Source organism: Ureibacillus suwonensis (assembly GCF_042655065.1).
Classification (GTDB): Bacteria; Bacillota; Bacilli; order Bacillales_A; family Planococcaceae; genus Ureibacillus; species Ureibacillus suwonensis.
On record NZ_JBHSNQ010000057.1, the window covers coordinates 1 to 22920 of the forward strand.

Below are 22920 nucleotides of genomic sequence, written 5' to 3' on the forward strand. Positions count from 1 at the left end.
GAGGAAAATCGAAAGTGGAAAATGAAATGGGCATTGCCTTAATGGCCGTGAATTTACGAAAATACACGGCCAACAAAGATCAACTAACCAAAAATAATGGGGATAAATGGAAAAAGGAGAATTTGAGCCAACTCAAATTCTCCTTTTTCCTATCTAGAAGCTAGTTTTGTCCCAGCCTCTTCTTTTAAAACTCTTTTTAATAAAAATCTAATTTTGCAAAACTCTCACTTATGATATTGATGGTATCTAATATAAGTATTTCAGCGTTTGCAAGTGAAACTGAATTAAGTTCTAAAAATACAAGTACTAATAAATGTAATATTGTTATTACTGATGATGGTGTATATATTAATGATGTTTATTATACACAAGAACAGTTTGTCAAACTTCTTAATACTGCAGTAGAAGTAGATATAACTGAATTTAAAAACGATACTATTAAGAATAATAGAGCAATAAGAAGTGTAGGTGTGCAAAGCGCAACAGGAGTTCTTATTGCAGGTACATGGTGGATTCCAGGAGTTGGGGAAGTAGTGATTACTGCTGCTGGAGTAGTAATTATAGGTGGTACAGTAATAGCAGCAGGTACTTGGTTATATAACAAAGTTGTTGATTGGTTTGAAGCTAGAGCGGAAGAAAAAATAATTGATAAAGCTTTAAAAGATTTAGATGGACAGCCTAATAAGCAAAGACATATAAAGATCCAAAACATGATTGGGATAAAATTATTAAGGGAACAATTACATGGGAAAAAGTAAGAGATATAATAGAAAAAGTTATGAAAAAAGGAACAGAAAGCAGATACGGTTCTGCATATAAAAGAGTTTTAAAAGTTGGGAAAGAAACAGTAACAGTAACATTTCAAAAGATAAATGATAGTATATGGAAAATTAGCGATGCATGGGTAAATAAGAAATAAATAGAATATTATTTGAAAGGTTATGATGTACAATGGATTTAGATAAGTTAGAGAGAATTATAAAAAATGAAAAATGGGAAGAACTTATAGGTTTTTTTGATGCTATTAATGAAGATTATTTAAAAACAGTTGAGAAATATGATCTTTTCAGAATTTCTTTTTACACTTGGTATGTTATGGCTGAATGGGGAAGATTATCACCAAAATTAGAAAAATGTTTAAACCAAGCAGAAAATATATTACTAGATGCCTTTAAAATAGCAACTGAGAAATATTCAAATGACGGAGATTATTTGTGGTTTTATGGTTATTTAATTAGTGTTTTTCCGGAACACTTTGTATCAGTATATTCTGATTATTTAAAAGCAGAAAATACAGGAAAACAAATGTTAAATGTGGCTTCACAAATGCAATATACTTTAGCAATTATTTTTAATGAAAAGTTTTCGGAAAAAGATGTTTTGGAAAGTGGGAAAAAAGACTTAGAAAACATATTTGATAAAAGTACAGAAGTATATAATTATTTTATTAAAATGATAGAACTGATAGAGTCTGAGAATAAAAAATAGAATATTTCAAATAGAAAAATATATAATGTTTCTGTTAAAGCAAAGTTATAAGCGTTCATCTTGAATTCATAGGGGGTAAAATTAAAATACTCCCTTATTTTTCTGTGAAAATTTATCACCTTTCTATCAAAACACATGTTGAGTGCGTCACATTGATGTCAAGGGTTTAGAAATAAAGAACAGAAAAGCTTGTAAATAAAGGGTTTCCAGACATTTAGTTTTTCCCGAGGCCGATCTGCCGGATGTGGCAATGTCAGGAAACCCTTATTTTGGTTGCTTGAGGGAACATATCAACCGTCCAGAAAATTAATAGTTGAGTTACCAGATTAGATAACCCCCTTTTTTACAGGGGGTTGAGGGTGCAGGATGGATGTATAATTTAATCTTCTCGCTCAGCATCCGTATCAAAAATTCTATCAAGTTCCTCGTTTGATGTAATGCCACGAACTTTATTTCTAACAGCTACTTTTGCCATATCAAGTCTATAGAAATGTTCACGACCGTCTAATCCTTTCTTTTGCCGGATAAGTTGAATTCTTCCAAATTTATCCCAATGTTTCTCTGCGAATTTTGCTAGGCCAACTGCCTTGGGATAATTGTCTTTACGGCTGGGGTCGTGTGGTTCTAGAATATCAAAAATGTAACCTTGTACATCAGCTCTCACTACCACTAAATCAGGAAACATAGGATTGTATCACGTCATGATCTTAAAGTTTGTTAAAGCTTCAATATTTTTTCCGCTATACATTCTCATTATTTTGTCGTTTGCAGGGTATGCCGAAACATCAATAGAATGATTATATAACAGTGTTATAACAGAATGTATCGGTGTTTTGACTAGTGATATAGACGAAGGACTAATATTGATTGAACTGAGAGACGTGTGTACCTAGTTAAGAATGAAGGAATCTGCTTTAAGAAAGTATGCTCTCATTCTCCAAGCAAGACGCGGGTGGGAGCGAGGCTATTTAGAAAAGACATTATATTCTCTTGAAGCGTTTTATGGATATAAAATAGAGCAGCGATATGACCTATGACCCGATGATGGACTGGTTTTCTCAATGGAGATAGAACCGCGTGAATCACCGCTTGCCGGGAGTATTTCGGAAAACGGCAGGAACACCGATTTACAAGCATTAAAAGTGTTGAAAGGATTTAAAAAAACAAAAGAGGCACATACAAACAGGATGAGATGGTTGGCGAACGCTTACAAAACAGATCGTAAAAACGAAATATACCCAAAAAATCAAAACATCAAAAAAATCCCCATCAAAATCTTATCTCAATCTCTCTGCAAATCTATTACAATAGAAATAAAAACATAATTTATAAGGTGATGCATAATGGATTCTTCATGGCTGAAGCCGATTTCTGAGGCAAAGTATTTGGCAACGGACAATGCTTATCGCTATCGGGCGATTTTACGATATTTTTATATGCAGCATGAACGAATGCGGCAATATTTGTTTCCTGAAGAAGTATTTGCATTTTTAAAAGAACATGAGGAGTTTCAGAACTATACGGACGACGATCTCCAGCAGGATTTAGATCAGCTTGTCAAATGGAAAAACTTAATTGCTCGGCAAGAGACGGTGAATATTCGCACAATCGAAGAATTTAAAAAGAAACGGTTTCGTTATCAATGCAGTCCTTACACGGTTGAAATTGAGAGGATGATCCGCACGTTAGAGAAGCTAGGGGATTTATTCGGAGGATCTTTAGAAAAAACGCGTTTTGACCGTTTATACTCTTCACTCGTTCGGATAGAAAATATTATACAAAACGATTTTCAAGAAAAACGAGAAGAGATTAATCAAAATTGGGAAGAAACATTCGATTATTTCAAAAAAATCATTCAAAATTCTGCAGATTACATCGCTTACCTTAACAGTGAGAACACGGAAGAACGAATGATGTCGGAAGCCTTTCTTGTATATAAAGAAAAATTTACGACATATTTACGTGATTTCATCGTTGCCTTACAGAAAACATCGTTAAAAATTGAAAAGTTGTTGGAAGATATCAGAGAAGATGATGTTCACAAACTAGTCGCAATTGTTGCTGATTATCAAATGACGATTCCTCGATTAGAAGAAATGGAAGTGACGAAAAAACAACTTGAAGAAGATTTATTCGAAAAATGGAAAGGTCTAAAAGAATGGTTTTTAGGCAGAGAAGGACGTGAAAGCGAATTGTATTTTCTTCAGCACCAAACGAATGAAGCCATTCGCCGCATGACCCGGGTCGTGCAAAGGCTGGGGGAACGTCATCACAATTTCCGCAGCCGCAAGAAAGATTTTCTCCATTTAGCAAAGTGGTTTTCCGAGCTTCCGAGTTTAGTAGACGCCCACCGACTATCCTCTGTTGTTTTCGGCTGTTTCCATACAAAGCATCTCATAACAGAGAACGATGCAACAGAAAACTTTTATCGCGATATTTGGGAAGAAGAGCCGACAGAATGGACGGTAAAGCCTCGCGTTCGCCATTACCGTGAAAAGAAAAAGCCGGAAGCGATCGAAACACATGAAAAAGAGAAACAGGAGATGAAGGAGAAATTTTTGCTTGAGAAAAAACGTGAGAAAGAAGAGTTAGAGAACCTCATTCAAGACAATAAAATCGTATTACGAGAGTTGCCGGTGATCGAACCGCACATTCGAAAAACATTGTTAAGCTGGATAGCAAAATCAATGACAAAACAAGACGGAGTCGTAAAAACGGAAAACGGGTGGAAAGTGAAAATCTTGCAAAAGGATTCTTCCTCGATTCAATTGAAAGCCTCTGACGGTACACTTACGATGCCGAATTATGTACTTTATGTCCTCGAAAAGGGAGAGATGTAACATTGGAAAAGACGGAGCAAGGGTTTGATGAAAAAGCGAAAGAAGCCATGACAGCCCTGTTTGAAAACTTCTGGATTGTCCGGGAAGAGGAACCAGAGCTTTATCAAAAGATTAGAGAACGTGAAAAAGTATTGAAACGTTACTTGCAAGAAAAGTTTGGATATCGGCTAATCATTCACCGCTATTTTGCAAAGCTCGAGAAAATCCCGGCTGAGCCAGAATCGTGGATGGGTATTCAAGATTTTCAAGATATATTAGATTATGCCTTGTTTTGCTGCTTATTAGCATATTTAGAGAGCAAAGCCGTCGATGAAAAATTTCTTCTGTCCGATTTATGTGAAGAGATTCAAGCGATGTATCCTGGGGAACTGCCAATCGATTGGACGAATTATCAACATCGGAAGTCGCTCATTCGCGTGCTGAGAACGTCGGAGCAAATTGGTATCGTAAAACGCGTCGATGGGGATCTTGAAGGGTTTGTAAATAAAGAAGACCATGAAGCACTCTATGAAGTTCCCGTTGTATCCCGCTATTTTATGAGATCATATCCGAAAGACTTGTTTCAATATGAAACGATAGAGGAGATTTTAGAAGAAGAATGGAAAGCGTCCCCGCAAGACTATCGCCGCCATCGGATATATCGGCAACTATTTTTGTCGCCAGCCATTTATCGAAGACAAAAAGACGATCCTGACTTTTATTATTTAAGAAACTTTCGCCATCGCTTGCGGGAAGATATTGAAAAACATACTGATTATCACTATGAACTTTTTAAAAATGCGGCACTTTTAACTTTACCGGAACGTCAAAGCCGCTATACGCTGTTTCCGGATCAAAAAGGTACTTCGGAGATTATTCTTCATTTTTCCAAAATTATTCGCCAGCATCTTGATGTTCACATGCCTGATGAATATGGACAAATCCGCTTAACACCAAATGATTTTTTAGGTCTGTTAAAAAAATGCCGTGACGAATTTTCCGAAGGATGGAGTAAAACATACCGCGACATGACAATCTCTCAGCTTTCTGATGAAGTATTGAGTGCATTAAAGGAGTGGAAAATGGCAGAACGTGAAGCGGAGACTGGGATGATTATTCTCTACCCTCTTTTAGGTCGATTAGTCGGAACATATCCTGATGATTTTCTAATGAAAGGAACGAATGAAGATGACGAGTAAATGGGAGTTATATCGAGCGGGAGTGTTAAATTTTTGGTATTATGATGAAGAATTTTTTCATTTCGCAGACGGAAAACTTTTATTGCGTGGAAGCAACGGCTCCGGCAAATCGGTGACGATGCAAAGTTTTCTTCCGGTTCTGCTTGATGGAAAAAAGAGTCCTGACCGCCTCGATCCGTTCGGTTCCCGAGCTAGAAGAATGGAAGATTACTTGCTTGGGGAAAAAGAACTCGTCGACAGGGACGAACGAACAGGCTATTTATTTTTAGAATATAAGCGGAAAAACTCTGAACAATATATCACAACGGGTATCGGCTTACGGGCAAAACGGCAGAAAAATATGGATTTTTGGGGATTTGTCGTTTTTGACAATCGGCGCATCGGCAAAGACTTGCGTTTATATAAAGAAGAAAAGACAGACGGGAAGACGCAAAAAATTCCTTTAACGAAACGGGAGTTGATCACTGTTATTGGTGAAGGCGGTACGGTTGTTGATTCGCAACGTGAATATATGGAGTTAGTGAATAAACATATTTTTCGATTTGAGTCGCTTGATGCGTTCCACGAATTGATTGAATTACTCATTCAATTACGCAGTCCGAAGCTTTCAAAAGATTTTAAGCCAACTGTGATCTACGAAATATTAGAAAGCTCGCTGCCAGCACTTACAGATGAAGAGCTGCGACACTTGTCAGAAACGATAGAAAACATGGATCAAGCAAAACAACAATTAGAACAGCTTGAAAAAGACGAGAAGGCTCTAAAGCATCTTTGCCAGCATTATTCGACTTACAATGAGTATATGTTGGCTGAGAAAGCGAATGAATATTTAAAATCGGAAAAAAGCTTTAAAAAGTTAGCTGAAGAAAAGGAACAGCTTGTCGCACAACATCGTGAATATGAGGAAACACTTGCGACATTGAAAGAAGAAACTAGCAAATTATCGATTGAACAAGATGTGCTTCTTAAACGGGAACGTGATTTATCCAATCATGAAGTGTTTCAGGCAGAAGAAAAGCGTAATGAAACAGCGGAAAAACTGCAGAATGTAAACAAAGAGCTCAAAAAGAAAGAAAGATTTATAGATGAAAAACGAGAGCAAGAACGGAAAATTGAACAAAACTTAAACATGTATGAAGAACGTTTCGAACAGTTATTGAAAAAGCTAACAGAACAGTTAGAAATGATGCGGAACGATGCGTTAGAAAGCTCTTTTTCCGAGCATACAATCAACGAAGAAGATTTTCAGCGGAACCGAGAATATGAATTTGATTTTACCGTATGGAAGCGGGAAGCTAATGCACATTTTGATCGACTGGAGCAAATTAACGGACTTTGGAAAGAACATGATGAAATTCAATTACGTTATGAAGAAACGTATAAAGAGCTCGGCGAATTAAATAGGGAATTAGACCAACTAAAAAATGAAGAGAAAAAATGGTATGAACTGGTTGAAGACGAAAAATCCCGTTTGCAGGAAAGCGTGTTTGAATGGAGCAAAATGTATCCGGATATAAAGGTGGATGACGAAGCATTTCAAGTATTTTTACAAAGGTTGAATGAGCTATATGAGCGCTATCATTTCGAAGAGGTGAAACGACCGTTTACAAATCAATATTATCAATCTTTAGAATCGTGGAAAGCGGAAAAAATTAAAAAACAACATGAAATGAAATTGATAGAAAATGAAATTCGTGAAACGGAAGAAAAATTACGCTATTGGAAGGAACAAAAAGATCCTGAACCAGAACGAGACATGCAAACGGTGCAAACAAGGGTTTTGTTAAAAGAGAAAGGAATACCTTACGTTCCGTTTTATGCAGCTGTGGAATTTCAGGAGCACGTTTCTGAAGAGTTGAGGGAACGGATCGAATCTACATTAAATCATGCTGGATTGCTCGACGCTTTAATTGTGGAAGCGGATTTAGATATCCAATATGATCGAGTAATCATGCCAAACCCGGCAATGATGGCACACACGCTAGAGGATTATTTAAAACCTGATGTAGAGAATGACTCAGGTGTTACTAAGGAACGAATCGAAGCGGTATTGCGCAGTATTATCGTATCGGACGAACCGCAAGAAAAGGATTATTTTGTCATAAACGAATCCGGACAATATTCACTAGGACTTTTAAAAGGACATGCCCCTGAAAGGGAAAAGGCAAAGTATATTGGAAGAGCCGCACGGAAACGGCTGCGTCTTGAGAAAATTCAGCAATTTGAGGAAGAATTACAGCTTTTAAACACTCAACTCAGAGAAAAACGAGAGCAGCTGGTAGCCATTGATGAACGAATCCGCCACATTACGGAAGGGTTTCAATTGTTTCCAACTGACAAAAATGTCAAATATGCCTATGACCAGTGGGAGCAAACGAAACTCCTGGCAGCAAGCAAAGAACAAGAAACAGTAAGGAAAAATGAAAAACTCGGACAAATCGCTAGAGAATGGCAGCAAGTGAAAAATACTTTGCGCAACAAGACAGAAGGACTGGACCTTAAGTTTTCAAAAAAAGGGTACGAAGATGCTTTGTCTTATATGAAATCATATTTAAAAGAGTTAAATGACGTACAAATTACTCATGGAAACATTGTGCACACCGATGAAATGATCAAAAATCTAAATGATCAGCTTGAAACATTACAAAACGAAATAGACGAAGCGAAAGGCGAAATCAATGTTCTTCTCGATCAACAACAGCGGGTATCACTTGAACTTGAGCATATCGAATCGATGTTAACGAAAATGGGAGCGGAACATATTCGCCAAGAGATTCGACAGATTCGAGAACGATTAACGTTTTTAAAAACGGAAATTCCTGAGATAATTAAGAAGCAAGAAGGTATAAGGAATCAACTTTCAAACATGGAAAACAAATTAAGCAGTTTAGAGAGAAAACTGGAATTTGCAAAGGTTCTTGTCCAAGCATGGGAAGAGCTATTTGCCAAAGAATTGGAACGAGGGCTAGTGTTTGTTGACGAAAATGAAACAGGCTCACTTTTGGACAAAGCAATAGACATTTCCAAGAAATATGGTTCTGTATTAAAAGAGAATACACGACTTTCTGTCACCGAACGATTAAACCGAATATTTTTCCAAGAACAACCGAATTTAATCGAATATCGTCCGACACAGGAACCTGCCGATTGGAACAAACAAAATCCGTTCGTCGAGCTTTCATTAGATGAGGAATCGGAGCTAAAAGCGAACGATTGGAAGGAAAAAGCAGGACGTATCATCATTTTACTAGACTACAAAGGACAACGCGTCACACCATATTATGTATTAAAAGAGATTGAAAAAGATATATTGCTGCAAAAAGAATATATTAACGAACAGGACCGCGAATTGTATGAAGATATTATTTTGAAAACGATCGGGCGAATATTGCGAAGCCGCATACAGCGTGCCGAACGCTGGGTAAAAGATATGAACGCATTAATGGAAAAACGTGATACTTCTTCAGGTCTGACGTTTTCAATTCAATGGAAGCCGAAGACCGCGGAAACCGAAGAAGAAATGGACACGAAAGATTTAGTCGAATTGTTGCGAATGAATTCGCGGCTGCTAAAGGAAGAAGATTTGCAGCGGGTTACGATGCATTTCCGCTCAAAAATCAACCGAGCGAGAGAAATGCTTGAAGAAAGTGGGCAGGGCAATACGCTTCACCAAGTCATTAAAGAAGTGCTCGATTACCGAAAGTGGTTCTCGTTTACGCTTTATTACCAAAAAACAAATGAACCAAAGCGGGAATTAACGAACCAAAAGTTTTATAAATTTAGCGGCGGAGAAAAGGCGATGGCGATGTATATTCCTCTTTTTGCCGCGGCATATTCACGATATCAAGAGGCTGCAGAGGATGCTCCATATATTATTTCGTTAGATGAAGCGTTTGCCGGCGTTGATGAAAATAACATTCGTGATATGTTTGCTTTAGTCGAAGAGCTTGGTTTTAACTATATCATGAACTCTCAGGCGCTTTGGGGAGACTACGACACGGTACCATCGCTTTCTATTTGCGAGCTAGTTCGTCCGAAAAATGCACCGTACGTTACGGTTATTCGTTATCATTGGGATGGAAAAGTGAAACGACTTGCGTCAAATCTGGATGAAGAATTTACTTTTACATCATCCATATAGGAAGGATGGTTCATGTTGGAACAAAAAGTAGCGGATGCTGTTGAGTTTTTTCGCGGTGAACCCGGCTTTCACCGCCTTTTTTTGCTGATGAAAAAGAAATATCAATCACTTGGGAGAATCGGCGGAACGGTCAAATTAGACGGTTTTTCATTTGAAGAAAAAGAAGCGCTCGGGGCGTTTTTTGGGAAGGATTTTCATCAAGAATCTACTCCTTCGGTTTCATTAAAAATGTTTGCCGAACAATTAGAGAAAACGCGCTTTGCCGGTATATCGCTCGTTACGTTACTTGAGAATTATTTTGGTGAAGACATTACAACCAATCAAGAGAAGAGGGAAACAGATCGGAAGAAAAAAGAAGAATTTTTTCAAAACCTTATTCATCAATATCCCGAACAAGCAAGGCTTCTCTCTTTTATAACTGAATCAGCTCCCCAAAACCGCTTTATTCATATCGCCTATTCGCAAGATCGGGAACATTTGGAGACTGTTTTAAAGAATGTGTGCACTGCGCTTCAACATTTGCCGAAAAAAGGTGATTATGAACGTCTTTCAATTTTTTCACAAAAAGTGCTAAAAGATCCGCACGCATTTGACTTACATACGTTTCAAGGAAAAGTATTTCTTCATGCACTTCAATTTTACTCTGATCAAGACTATGACTTATCCTCAGTCGAGGAAGTCAATGAGCTCCTGCAATCATTTGGCATTTTACGGGAAGATATTTTAAACTTTGTGACATGTGCGGGAATTTTGACAGAAACGGAACAGGGAATTCATTCTGTGTTTGCTTCTGCTGTAAAAACCAATACAGTACTCAATGTGCCATTGCGGGAAATATTGAAGTTAAAGCGTGCATATCCTGCTAAGGGGCAGACCGTATTTGTCGTTGAGAACTCAGGCGTATTTTCCGCTTTGTTGGATTTATTTCCTGACGCTTTCCCGCCGCTGATTTGCACAAATGGGCAATTTAAACTAGCGTCACTGATGTTAATAGACTTAATCATCCAAGAAGGTTGTCAAATATATTATTCTGGAGATTTTGATCCTGAAGGACTAAAAATGGCGCAGCGATTAAAGGAGCGGAATCAGGAGCATATTCATTTATGGCATTTCCAATTAGAAGATTACTTAGCGTCATCTCCAGAGGTTTTGCTGTCGGATGACCGAGTAGCGAAACTAGAAACTGTTACGATCGAAGAATTGCAGCCGATCAAAGAGAAAATACGGGAAATCAAAAAAGCTGGGTATCAAGAAGAAATCCTGAAGAAGCTTTATGAAGGTATTTGTCGCCACATGTGGGATTAGGCTGGAAGCATGATTTGCGAGTCTGTTCCCATTCGATTTGCTCACAATGTGCGAATGGGACAGGTGGTTACATAGTAAAGAAAATACACGTTTGGATAGACGTGCTTACTTTTCGAGTTTATATTAACATATTTCATTATTTGAGGTTTTAAGCTTCTTGTTGGTTTTAAATTAACTCGAATGTCTATTTCTTTATTATGATGAGCTTGCTCATTTTGGTGCAAGTGGTCAATAATTCCTATGTTGAAATGGAAAGACAAGCGAATTATTTTGCAGCTGCTCTAATATTGCCGTGGAAGCTCTTCCTATACTTATATAAGTTAGAGGGGTTTATTAATTGAAAGAAATTTTGGATGGTTTCTATAAATGCGATGATTGTAAGAAGTTATCATATATGTTTAATAAGTTATAATTCAATACCAATGCCAGCAAAAGCAAATGTACAAAAGGAAATAAAAACACTCAGTTGAAATTAAGTTGGACCGCCAAACTCTAATGGAGAAAAGATTTGAAAGTACCAAAACAAGATTAATCTAGATTTAGAAATTTTGCATCAACTCTTTCAAGGAAATTCAAAAAATTCGCGGTTAAAATAAACCAGATTTTACAAGCTCAAGCATCTGAAAGGATCGGATTTGAAATTGGCTAGTATTTTTAACCCATCCATTTTTACACAATTATACGGACTTAACTCTATTAAATAGATGTATGACTGGAAATGATATATATTGTAAAATTTATGATAAAATAGCACTATATACATGTTCTTATGGGTGAGGTGTGTATATGTCGCAAAATTTTCGCTTTTTAGAAGAAAAATGGGAAGTTCTCGCCCGTGTTGGGGAAACGGCAGAACGAAATGTCTATCAAAATCCCAATGTGGCGATAAGTGAGCTTAGAAAATTTGCTGAAACTATAACAAAATATATTTTAGCGTTAGAAGAAATAAAGGAAGAACGTAGAACTGATCATTTTTAAGTTCTTCAACAATTCGTGTAAATGCCAGGGATATTGCTCTTGAGGTTAAGGAATCTTCCTGTAAGGAATGTGGGGATCTGTGTGGTGACTCTGTGGATTGCAGGGTTTGGGTGCAGGATGGTATAGAGTATACGGAACCACCAAAATCCATGATTATTAACGCAATTTTGAAAGAAGTTTATAGTGGCCATGGTTCAATCCCTTTATCAAATGAGAAATATGAACTCCCACAAAACTTAATTACTCAACATTCGCAGTCCAAAATCTTGTTTAAATGCTTGATGTAAATGGTTTTGGAAGTACAAAATTATCATTTGACATTTTTTAAAACATAAAGAAAGACACCTATTCTTTTGGTAAAATATTGGTGACGAAACCAAATCCAAAAGAAAGGTGTCACCACTATGATAACGAATAAAGACTACTTTGCGCAATTACCAAAAGAAATTAAATAAGGATTTTCCGAATTAAATATTGGATATCATTTAAGAAAAGCGAATATTACGAAACTTTCCGGGTATTCTTGTCTTACTGTTTTCAAACTGATTTTTCTTTTAGTCTTCCAATATAAGAACTGGTTTCGTGCTTTTATGAGTAAACGATCTCAGGATCTGCCCGGAAAGGATACAGTCTATCGCTTTTTAAATACACCAACCTATCATTGGAGAAAGTTTCTGCTTTCATTAAGCAGCGAAATGATCCGTCTGCTTCAACCATTAACTTCAAAAGATCGTGTCACAGTTTTTGTGATTGATGATTCTGTCTTTTCAAGAAACCGTAGTAAGTCGGTTGAACTGTTGGCCAGGGTATTTGATCACTCTACGCATCAGTACTTGAAAGGGTTTCAAATGCTTACCCTTGGCTGGACCGATAGTTTTACTTTTATTCCTATTGATTTTGCTCTTCTAAGTTCAACGAAAAAGGAAAATCGCCTGCAAGAAATCAATACCAATATTGATAAACGAACATCTGGCTATAAGCGTCGCCAGGAAGCTCTGAAATCAAAACCGGACGTGGCTTCAGCTTTACTTGATCATGCGCTTGAAAAAGGGATTATAGCTGACTATGTTCTCATGGATTCCTGGTTTACACAAGCGCCTTTAATTGAGAAGATTACGAACAAAGGGTTATTTGTCATTGGCATGGTGAAGCAATTAAAGCAGCGATACGTTTACAATGGTGAACGTTTCACACTGAATCAACTTTACAAATTGGCAAAAACGCACATGGGTAAAAAAGACATTCTCGGATCCGTTTATGCTACTTTAGACAATGGAATTCCAGTAAAAATTCTATTTGTACGAAACCGTAATAAACGGAGCGAATGGCTTGCCATTCTCAGCACAGATACAACATTAGAAAATGAAGAGATCATTCGTATTTACGGCATGCGTTGGGACATTGAAGTCTTCTTCAAATGCAATAAATCCCTTTTAAATTTAGGGAAAGAATTCCAGGGTCGTTCATACGACATGTTAATTAGCCATACAACCATTGTTTTTACACGATATATTCTCATTGCTTGGCAAATGCGAAAAGAGGAGGATCCTAAGACGATTGGCAACCTTTTTTACATCCTTTGCGAAGATGTAAAAGACATAGATTTTATTACTGCCCTTCAATCGCTTATTGACCTTTTCCAAACTTTGTCGGAAGCCAAGGTTTCTTTAAACATGGACATCTTTAAAAATCAAATGAATAAATGGTTGGTTACTATACCTAATTATATCAAGCAATGCTTAAATATTACTGTGTGCGAAAGTTGAGACCGTTATATAAAATGATTTTTAAAATTTCATGTTCCTGTGTATTAATCCATTGAATATATAAGCAAATAGTTATATACTAATTTCATAAATAATAAAAAGGGGGATTTAAATGCTGCAAACATCTTTTGAAATAGACAAAGCTGCGAACATTTTAAAACTGCTTGGTGACAAGACACGTCTAACGATGATGAAATTAATGGATAATCACGCTTGTTGTGTATGTGAATTTGTAGAAATATTTCAGTTTAGTCAACCAGCTGTTAGTCAACACTTGCGTAAGCTTAAAGATTTAGGACTGGTAATGGAAGAACGGAAGGGCCAATGGATCTTTTACTCGGTTAATAAAGATAATGAATATTATTCATTTATTAAACCGATTCTGGATCAGTTGCCTAGCCAAGACGATAAACTAAGAGAACTGGAAGAAAAAGGTGCACGAATTAATTGTTGTTAATATTGGAGGTATTATTTTGTCAACAACGCTTATACTCGCAATACTCATATTTGTAGCAACCCTCGTCCTAGTCATTTGGCAACCAAAAGGTTTAAATATTGGTTGGTCTGCAATGGGAGGAGCAGTTATAGCTCTAATTGTAGGAGTCGTAGGGTTTAGTGATGTAATTGAAGTAACACAAATCGTTTGGAACGCCACATTAGCATTCGTAGCAATCATTCTTATTTCTTTAATTTTGGATGAAATTGGATTCTTCGAATGGGCTGCATTACATATGGCCCGTTTTGCAAAGGGTAATGGAATAAAAATGTTTGTCTATATCAGTGTATTAGGGGCGATTGTCGCTGCCTTGTTTGCGAATGATGGTGCAGCGTTAATTCTTACACCAATCGTACTTGCTATGGTACGTAATTTAAATTTCAAAGAAAAAATGATTTTTCCGTTTATCATGGCGAGTGGGTTTATCGCTGATACAACATCATTGCCATTCATTGTAAGTAACTTAGTAAATATTGTGTCTGCGGACTTCTTTGGTATTGGATTTGTTGAATATGCTTCACGGATGATTATTCCAAATTTATTTTCATTAGTTGCAACAATTTCAGTGTTACTGATTTACTTTAGAAAAAGTATTCCAAGGTCGTATGATGTTTCTAAATTAACCGAACCTAGAAATGCTATTAAAGATCATAAAATGTTTCGTCTATCATGGTATGTCCTTGGCTTATTAGTAATTGGATACTTTACTAGCGAATTTATCAATATACCTGTTTCCATTATTGCAGGAACCATTGCTATCTTCTTCATTATTATGGGTAGACAAAGTTCCGCAGTAAATACAAAAAACGCTATTAAGGGAGCGCCGTGGGATATTGTGTTCTTTTCCATCGGAATGTATGTCGTGGTATATGGATTAGGAAATGCGGGACTCACCACTGCTCTAGCAAGTGTCATTCAAACGGTTGCCGAAGAAGGCTTATTTATTGCTACCGTTGGAATGGGATTCATTGCTGCTTTTCTATCATCCATCATGAATAATATGCCAACGGTAATGATTGACGCTCTAGCAATTGCGGAAACAAATACTACTGGTGTATTAAGAGAAGCACTTGTTTATGCAAACGTTGTTGGATCAGACTTAGGTCCAAAAATCACACCTATTGGTTCTTTGGCAACATTAGTATGGCTTCACGTTCTTTCACAAAAAGGAATTAAGATTTCTTGGGGAACGTATTTCAAGACTGGTATTATTCTAACGATACCAATTCTGTTTATCACGTTATTAGGTCTATATTTAACATTAACTATATTTTAATAAAGGAGTATATATATGACTAAAAAAGCAATTTATTTCTTATGCACAGGTAACTCTTGCAGAAGTCAAATGGCAGAAGGCTGGGCAAAAAAGTATCTTGGAGATGAGTGGGAAGTAAGAAGTGCAGGTATTGAAGCACACGGACTAAACCCTAATGCTGTTAAAGCAATGAAGGAAGTTGGAATTGACATTTCCGATCAAAAATCGGAAACCATTGACCCAGAATTTTTAAATAACGCAACAATGGTTGTCACCTTATGTGGTGATGCAAAGGATCGTTGTCCAATGACGCCTCCTCATGTAAAAAGGGAACATTGGGGATTTGATGATCCAGCTAAAGCAGAAGGTACGGAAGAGGAAGTATGGCAAGTATTTCAGCGTGTTCGGGACGAAATTGGTGAACGAATTAAACGATTTGCAGAAACCGGAGAATGACTGGTAAATAAGCCGTGAGAATATACGGCTCTATAATATTTGGTGTTGGTGAGTATAAACCAGCACCAATTTTTTTGAACAAAAAAATGAGACAGTGACAAAACTCTGGTAAAATGTAATCGACCAAAACCACATTTACAAGGAGTGATGTCACATGTCTCATCATTATTCTATACGTAATTTATTAAATACTCAACTTTCGCAGTCCAAAATCTTGTTTAAATGCTTGATGTAAATGGTTTTGGGAAGTACAAAATTATCATTTGACATTTTTTAAAACATAAAGAAAGACACCTATTCTTTTGGTAAAATATTGGTGATGAAACCAAATCCAAAAGAAAGGTGTCACCACTATGATAACGAATAAAGACTACTTTGCGCAATTACCAAAAGAAATTAAACAAGGATTTTCCGAATTAAATATTGGATATCATTTAAGAAAAGCGAATATTACGAAACTTTCCGGGTATTCTTGTCTTACTGTTTTCAAACTGATTTTTCTTTTAGTCTTCCAATATAAGAACTGGTTTCGTGCTTTTATGAGTAAACGATCTCAGGATCTGCCCGGAAAGGATACAGTCTATCGCTTTTTAAATACACCAACCTATCATTGGAGAAAGTTTCTGCTTTCATTAAGCAGTGAAATGATCCGTCTGCTTCAACCATTAACTTCAAAAGATCGTGTCACAGCTTTTGTGATTGATGATTCTGTCTTTTCACGAAACCGTAGTAAGTCGGTTGAACTGTTGGCTAAGGTTTTTGATCACTCTACCCATCAGTACTTGAAAGGGTTTCAAATGCTTACCCTTGGCTGGACCGATAGTTTTACTTTTATTCCCGTTGATTTTGCTCTTCTAAGTTCACCGAAAAAGGAAAATCGCCTGCAAGAAATCAATACCAATATTGATAAACGAACATCTGGCTATAAGCGTCGCCAGGAAGCTCTGAAATCAAAACCAGACGTGGCTTCAGCTTTACTTGATCATGCGCTTGAAAAAGGGATTGTAGCTGACTATGTTCTCATGGATTCCTGGTTTACACAAGCGCCTTTAATTGAGAAGATTACGAACAAAGGGTTATTTGTCATTGGCATGGTGAAGCAATTAAAGCAGCGATACGTTTACAATGGTGAACGTTTCACACTGAATCAACTTTACAAATTGGCAAAACCTCACATGGGTAAAAAAGACATTCTCGGATCCGTTTATGCTACTTTAGACAATGGAATTCCAGTAAAAATTCTATTTGTACGAAACCGTATTAAACGGAGCGAATGGCTTGCCATTCTCAGCACAGATACAACATTAGAAAATGAAGAGATCATTCGTATTTACGGCATGCGTTGGGACATTGAAGTCTTCTTCAAATGCAATAAATCCCTTTTAAATTTAGAGAAAGAATTCCAGGGACGTTCCTACGACATGTTAATTAGCCATACAACCATTGTTTTTACACGATATATTCTCATTGCTTGGCAAATTGCGAAAAGAGGAGGATCCTAAGACGATTGGCAACCTTTTTTACATCCTTTGCGAAGATGTAAAAGACATAGATTTTATTACTGCCCTTCAATCACTTATTGACCTTTTCCAAACTTTGGAGGAAGCCGAGGTTTCTTTGAACATGGACATCTTTAAAAATCAAATGAATAAATGGTTGGCCACTATACCTAATTATATCAAGCAATGCTTAAATATTACTGTGTGCGAAAGTTGAGTTAATTACATTTTTTGATAGCTTGGAAAGAAAGGAGGATTGATTTAACATGAGTAAGGAACAAAATAGTGGAATTGGATTTTTTGAAAAGTACTTAACCGTATGGGTTATTTTATGTATGTTTGCAGGGGTATTGATTGGAAAGTTTTTACCCGGAATCCCAGCGTTTTTAGGGCGTTTTGAATATGCAAATGTTTCAATACCTATGGCTATTTTAATCTGGCTTATGATATATCCAATGATGTTAAAAGTAGATTTTCAAAGCATAAGAAATGTAGGCAAAAATCCCAAGGGACTTTTTGTTACATGGATAACCAACTGGTTGATAAAGCCTTTTACCATGTTCGGCATTGCATGGCTGTTTTTCTTTGTAATTTTTAAATCTCTAATTCCGGCAGAATTGGCACAAGACTATCTTGCGGGAGCAATACTTCTTGGAGCGGCACCGTGTACAGCGATGGTATTTGTATGGAGTTATTTGACCAAAGGCAACGCGGCTTATACCGTCGTGCAAGTGGCAACAAATGATCTTATAATTCTCATAGCTTTCACGCCCATAGTTGCGTTTCTTCTAGGTGTGGGCGGTGTAACCATACCCTGGGACACTCTTGTTTTATCTGTAGTATTGTTTGTTGTTATCCCGCTGGCTGGTGGTATAATTACCCGTAATTACATCACAAAAAAGCGAGGACTCGATTACTTTGAAAAGAGTTTTATACCGAAGTTTGGGAATATCACTACCATAGGTCTATTGCTAACATTAATAATAATCTTTTCATTCCAGGGCGATGTAATTCTGAACAATCCACTCCATATTGTTTTAATTGCTATACCATTAATTATTCAGACTTTCCTAATCTTTTTCATTGCATATCTAGCAAGTAAGGTTATAAAACTACCTCATGAGATAGCAGCGCCTGCTGGTATGATTGGTGCCTCTAACTTTTTTGAACTGGCAGTTGCCGTTGCGATTGCATTGTTTGGAACACAAAGCCCAGCTGCACTTGCTACCATTGTAGGGGTTCTAACAGAAGTGCCTGTTATGTTGATATTAGTAAAGATAGCGAATAATACAAGGCACTGGTTTCCAGAAAAAAGCTAGAAAGGAGGTAATGCTTAATGAGTAATAAACTAAAGGTCGCATTTATATGTGTTCATAATTCATGTCGAAGCCAAATAGCCGAGGCACTTGGTAAGCACTTTGCAGGAGATATATTTGAAAGCTACTCTGCTGGCACAGAAACAAAACCTCAAATTAACCAGGATGCTGTGCGCCTAATGAAAGAGCTTTATGATATAGATATGGAGAAAACTCAACATTCAAAGTTGCTTGATGAAATACCTCCAGTAGATATTGTTATTACAATGGGGTGTAATGTGGAATGCCCTTACCTTCCATGTAAACACAGGGAAGATTGGGGGTTGGATGATCCTACAGGTAAGAGTGATGAGGAATTTAAAAAAGTAATATCAACAATAGAAACAAAAATAAAAGAGTTAAAAGCAAAACTAAAGTCATAATAATTATAACGCCAATTACAAATCTAGTAGTTGGCGTTATAATTATATATGTCGATATGTTCCCGCCTACCGATAGTGCAAAAAGTGCCTTTGACTTGTTTCCGACTACCGACAATGTAAAAGACATCAATCCACCCCGCTCGTTGCATGTGGAGTGTGTAGCGAAACTAGCCTTGAAATTGTAGAAACTGAATAAACTTGTGCGAAAATGAAAATAAAGTTTTGCGAGAAAAAAGGGAAAGGGGAAGGGAAATCCTTATTTCTCAAGCCCTTTCCCCTTTTCCATGTCAAAAGTTTATTTTTCGGTCTTTATTCTGTTTGACAACACTTTTTCGAAACCATCATAAATGCAAAACGAGCGAAAACTAAAACTATAAGTTAAAGTTAATGAGTTCTGCTGCTCAACAAACATTAAAGCAATTTAATAAAGACGAATTTTTCGAATGAAGTTATTCGCAATTCAAATACAAAAAGGCAGAACATTTCATATTCCAATGTCACCGGCTTTTAAGAAAAAGCAAGTTGTAGATGATCTATGCAAAAGAGTATGAAAGTCGGACAATTGAGAGGGAAAGTCCTCTCTTGTCTAAAGCTGATTCATTCTGACGGCAAGATGACAGGTTTTCTTGGCTAAACTTCTATAAACAAGTACACCTATTTCATTCAGCTTTCGGGCTGATCAATGAACTTCACTCTTCTTTTCAAAGTTAAAGTCGCACTATTAGAATTTTATTTCTATTATTTTTTTGCCGGCAATTTCTTTATGTTCTTTATTTAGCACTTCACTTGTCATTAGTTTGATCCATTCTAAATGATTACTCTTAGCTTTGTCTTCTTGCCCATGAACATGGTTATTTAAAGGAAATCCCATGTTGCCTATCTTCTCTTCGCTGCCGCTATACATGCCGTTTAATTCTTCAAGATAAAAATCATTTTCCCAAGTCATCTTTTCCCCTGAGCTTGTTTCTAATAAAGCGATTGGTGCGAAGTATACTTCTTCATTTGTTGTATTTTTAATCTTCATCTGCACTCTTATAAAATCAAAGTCTTCTGCTTCATGTGTAAATCCATGGAAAAAATCAATTAAGTTATATGCTGGAAGATAATGAAGTACTTTGACATCTAATATGGTTAACTCTATAGGACCGATTTTATACGTTTTGTTCACCTCTTTTATGTCTTCTAATATCAATTTTCCTTTTTCATCCCAAAACGAATCACCGGCTTTTTGTAATGACGAATCGTCTGTAACTTGAGGATTACCGCTATATTCTGTCTTTGAATACTCGGTCTTATTTGCTTCGTTTTCTCTTATTTCGCTTTGATTAGCAGCTTTTGTCCGGGTTATTTCTTCTTTTTTATCTTGATTGGCTGAACATCCAAATAACAGCATAAAACTTAAAATCAATGGAACATATTTCACCATTCGTGTTCCTCCTAAAACGAAATTTTTAAGTAGCATAAATTTATGATAATAAAGAAATATGAATTTTCTTTTAATATAAATTAAATGAATGTAAATTGGTGTAAAAATAATGGCATATCTCTTTGAAGCATTACGTCTAGAATGAACAGTTTTTGTACAGTTGGTCAAGTTTAATTGTTATTGTATTTTCGGAAATTTTACAAATATTAATAGAAAATTCATAATCTATTAATACAATCGTTGTATGTTTATTATTGATATAAAACATTGTAAGGAGGTTTTGTATTTGGACAAGAAGAAGTTTTTTAGAGGATTAACGGCGTTCACGTTAGCTTCTAGTTTAGGAGTCAGCAGCTTAGTAACGAATCATGATGTTGTCAAAGCTGAGACAAAACCGAAGCAAGTTAAAAATATCATCTTTATGATAGGGGACGGAATGGGGGTTTCTTACCTAACAGCACATCGTTATATGAAAGATAACCCTGATACATTTGTTGTCGAAAATACAACATTTGATGACTACTTAATTGGTATGCAATCTACAAATCCAGAAGATGAACATCAAAATATCACGGACTCTGCTTCTGCAGCAACAGCGATGTCAGCCGGTATTAAAACGTATAATGCGGCTATCGCGGTTGATAATGATAAGACGGAAGTAAAAACGGTATTGGAAGCAGCAAAGGAAAAAGGAATGTCGACAGGTCTTGTAGCGACATCAGAAATTACGCACGCAACACCGGCTGCTTACGGTGCCCATGATGTGAACCGAAAGAACATGAATGCGATTGCGGATGACTACTATGACGAATTAATCAATGGCCAACATAAGATTGATGTCATGTTAGGCGGAGGACTTAAGAACTTCATTCGTGAAGATCGGAGTTTAGTCGAAGAATTTAAAAAAGATGGATACAGTTTTGTGACAAATGAAGATGAATTGTTAAAAGACAATAACGAACGTATTTTAGGATTGTTCGCTGAAGGCGGTCTTCCTAAACGCATTGACCGTACTGAAGAAACTCCGGATCTAGAAGAAATGACAAGAGAAGCGATTGAACGTTTAAGTAAAAACGAAAATGGTTTCTTCTTAATGGTTGAAGGAAGCCAAATTGACTGGGCTGGACATGATAATGACATTGTAGCGGCAATGTCTGAAATGGAAGATTTCGAACAAGCTTTTAAAGTAGCTCTTGATTTTGCGAAAAAAGACGGTGAAACCTTAGTCGTATTAACAGCAGACCATTCTACAGGGGGATTCTCATTAGGAGCTAATGGTATTTATAACTGGTTCCCAGAGCCAATCAAAGCAGCGAAAAGAACACCTGATTTTATGGCAGAAAAAATCGTCAATGGTGCAAATGTGAGAGAAACATTAAAGAAATATATTGCTCTTGATTTAACGGAAGAAGAAATTAAATCCGTAGAAGACGCTGCGCAAACGAAAGACCTTAGAACAATTGATGATGCGATTGAAGCAATTTTTAATACCCGTTCTGTTACTGGTTGGACAACAGGCGGTCATACTGGAGAAGATGTAGCGGTTTATGGATACGGACCGCAAATTGAACGTTTTGCTGGTAAAATTGACAACACTGATCATGCGAAAATTATTTTTGACATTTTAGAAAGTAAAAAAGTGAATAAACCAAAAACAGGACAAACTCCTGCCGATATGAAAGAGGGTCAATTTGCTTATAATGAAATTCAACATTTAATCAGTCAAAATGTCATTTCTCTAGATGATAAAGGAAACTACTATCCAAACAAAGCGATTACACGCGCTGAGGCAGCTGTTATGTTGCAGCGTGCATTAAATCTTGAGATTCCAACTGATTTAAACGCTTTTAAAGATGTGAATGAAAATCATCCATATGCTAAAGAAATTGCTGCAACAAAAGCAAAAGGCATTTTTAAGGGAAAAGCAGATGGAACATTTGGTGTTAATGATGTATTAACCCGTGAACAAATGGCGACTATTTTAGTTCGTGCGTTTTCTTTAAAAGCTCAAAACCATGTTCAAGTAAAATTATCTGATTTAAAATCCGCTTCGCCTGCTCATCAAGAAAATATAAAAATCCTTTATCAAAATGGGGTAACAACTGGTAGAAAAGGTGGAATGTTTGATCCACGTTCTAAAACGACACGAGCTGAATTTGCAGTGTTCTTATATCGTGCGTTAAATTTAAATAATTAAGGTACATGATAGATTATAGAAGAAAGCCTGAAAGGGCTTGTCTAAAAAGTCCATAAAAACAGAGCGAATGGAGAAAACAATGAGTTTTTCCATTCGCTCTGTTTCCTTATTTTTGAAATTGGTTTGGGAATTTGCGGCCCATTTCAGTATGTTGTGG

At 36.6% G+C, this 22920-nt stretch carries 17 protein-coding genes and 4 pseudogenes; 19 read left to right on the plus strand and 2 right to left on the minus strand.

Annotated elements, in window-relative coordinates; translation table 11 throughout:
* Window positions 1-230: 230 nt before the first annotated feature.
* Genes ACFPOH_RS06865 through ACFPOH_RS06875 form a run of 3 tightly spaced genes read left to right on the plus strand, consistent with a single transcriptional unit; the run spans window position 231 to window position 1488 of the window.
* Complete coding sequence (locus tag ACFPOH_RS06865) at window positions 231-758, plus strand: hypothetical protein (RefSeq protein ID WP_390309172.1); 528 nt, start codon at window positions 231-233, stop codon at window positions 756-758.
* Between the two features lie 5 nt (window positions 759-763).
* Window positions 764-919 carry a hypothetical protein gene (locus ACFPOH_RS06870; protein WP_465270740.1) on the plus strand — a complete coding sequence of 52 codons (156 nt, stop codon included), beginning with the start codon at window positions 764-766 and terminating at the stop codon, window positions 917-919.
* 32 nt (window positions 920-951) lie between these two features.
* A complete protein-coding gene (locus ACFPOH_RS06875; protein ID WP_003515960.1) occupies window positions 952-1488 on the plus strand; it encodes a hypothetical protein in 537 nt (178 codons plus the stop codon).
* 379 nt (window positions 1489-1867) lie between these two features.
* Here the strand turns inward: ACFPOH_RS06875 and ACFPOH_RS06880 are convergent, their stop codons facing one another.
* Window positions 1868-2173: a hypothetical protein gene (locus tag ACFPOH_RS06880; protein WP_218184425.1), complete on the minus strand. Its 306-nt coding sequence runs from the start codon at window positions 2171-2173 to the stop codon at window positions 1868-1870.
* Window positions 2174-2831: 658 nt separating this feature from the next.
* Between ACFPOH_RS06880 and ACFPOH_RS06885 the strand changes: the two genes are divergently transcribed.
* From ACFPOH_RS06885 to ACFPOH_RS06950, 14 genes and pseudogenes are all read left to right on the plus strand, one after another.
* The gene (locus ACFPOH_RS06885; protein WP_390309174.1) at window positions 2832-4328 is read left to right on the plus strand and encodes a TIGR02677 family protein; all 1497 of its coding nucleotides are present in this window, start codon (window positions 2832-2834) and stop codon (window positions 4326-4328) included.
* A 47-nt stretch (window positions 4329-4375) separates the two neighbouring features.
* Window positions 4376-5506 carry a TIGR02678 family protein gene (locus ACFPOH_RS06890; protein ID WP_390309186.1) on the plus strand — a complete coding sequence of 377 codons (1131 nt, stop codon included), beginning with the start codon at window positions 4376-4378 and terminating at the stop codon, window positions 5504-5506.
* Complete coding sequence (locus tag ACFPOH_RS06895) at window positions 5496-9647, plus strand: TIGR02680 family protein (RefSeq protein ID WP_390309176.1); 4152 nt, start codon at window positions 5496-5498, stop codon at window positions 9645-9647. The genes ACFPOH_RS06890 and ACFPOH_RS06895 overlap by 11 nt, the downstream gene beginning before the upstream one ends.
* Window positions 9648-9659: 12 nt before the next feature.
* Window positions 9660-10952: a TIGR02679 family protein gene (locus ACFPOH_RS06900; RefSeq protein ID WP_340704958.1), complete on the plus strand. Its 1293-nt coding sequence runs from the start codon at window positions 9660-9662 to the stop codon at window positions 10950-10952.
* 248 nt (window positions 10953-11200) lie between these two features.
* Window positions 11201-11293, plus strand: a complete 93-nt coding sequence (locus ACFPOH_RS06905; RefSeq protein ID WP_232019924.1) for an ImmA/IrrE family metallo-endopeptidase — start codon at window positions 11201-11203, stop codon at window positions 11291-11293.
* Between the two features lie 445 nt (window positions 11294-11738).
* Window positions 11739-11921: pseudogene (locus ACFPOH_RS06910) on the plus strand (hypothetical protein); the annotation flags it as partial.
* 41 nt (window positions 11922-11962) lie between these two features.
* Window positions 11963-12217, plus strand: coding sequence for a DUF2703 domain-containing protein (locus tag ACFPOH_RS06915; RefSeq protein WP_390309188.1), 255 nt, complete (start codon window positions 11963-11965; stop codon window positions 12215-12217).
* A 117-nt stretch (window positions 12218-12334) separates the two neighbouring features.
* Window positions 12335-13696 (plus strand): annotated as a pseudogene (locus ACFPOH_RS06920) (IS4 family transposase).
* 112 nt (window positions 13697-13808) lie between these two features.
* Complete coding sequence (locus tag ACFPOH_RS06925; RefSeq protein ID WP_390309178.1) at window positions 13809-14153, plus strand: ArsR/SmtB family transcription factor; 345 nt, start codon at window positions 13809-13811, stop codon at window positions 14151-14153.
* 16 nt (window positions 14154-14169) lie between these two features.
* Window positions 14170-15468, plus strand: a complete 1299-nt coding sequence (locus ACFPOH_RS06930; RefSeq protein ID WP_390309180.1) for an arsenic transporter — start codon at window positions 14170-14172, stop codon at window positions 15466-15468.
* 15 nt (window positions 15469-15483) lie between these two features.
* The gene (arsC, locus tag ACFPOH_RS06935) at window positions 15484-15903 is read left to right on the plus strand and encodes an arsenate reductase (thioredoxin) (RefSeq protein WP_390309182.1); all 420 of its coding nucleotides are present in this window, start codon (window positions 15484-15486) and stop codon (window positions 15901-15903) included.
* A 353-nt stretch (window positions 15904-16256) separates the two neighbouring features.
* Window positions 16257-17619, plus strand: a pseudogene (locus tag ACFPOH_RS06940) (IS4 family transposase).
* Between the two features lie 49 nt (window positions 17620-17668).
* Window positions 17669-18721: an ACR3 family arsenite efflux transporter gene (arsB, locus tag ACFPOH_RS06945; RefSeq protein WP_168412303.1), complete on the plus strand. Its 1053-nt coding sequence runs from the start codon at window positions 17669-17671 to the stop codon at window positions 18719-18721.
* Window positions 18722-18738: 17 nt separating this feature from the next.
* The gene (locus ACFPOH_RS06950) at window positions 18739-19140 is read left to right on the plus strand and encodes an arsenate reductase ArsC (protein ID WP_014097261.1); all 402 of its coding nucleotides are present in this window, start codon (window positions 18739-18741) and stop codon (window positions 19138-19140) included.
* Between the two features lie 721 nt (window positions 19141-19861).
* Here the strand turns inward: ACFPOH_RS06950 and ACFPOH_RS06955 are convergent.
* Window positions 19862-20566 carry a hypothetical protein gene (locus ACFPOH_RS06955; protein ID WP_340715093.1) on the minus strand — a complete coding sequence of 235 codons (705 nt, stop codon included), beginning with the start codon at window positions 20564-20566 and terminating at the stop codon, window positions 19862-19864.
* A 244-nt stretch (window positions 20567-20810) separates the two neighbouring features.
* On the opposite strand from ACFPOH_RS06955, the pseudogene ACFPOH_RS06960 reads away from it, so the two are divergent.
* Both ACFPOH_RS06960 and ACFPOH_RS06965 read left to right on the plus strand, forming a co-directional pair.
* Window positions 20811-22214, plus strand: a pseudogene (locus ACFPOH_RS06960) (alkaline phosphatase); the annotation flags it as partial.
* 27 nt (window positions 22215-22241) lie between these two features.
* On the plus strand, window positions 22242-22763 hold the full coding sequence (locus ACFPOH_RS06965; protein WP_244151156.1) for an S-layer homology domain-containing protein: 522 nt from the start codon (window positions 22242-22244) through the stop codon (window positions 22761-22763).
* Window positions 22764-22920 lie beyond the last annotated feature (157 nt).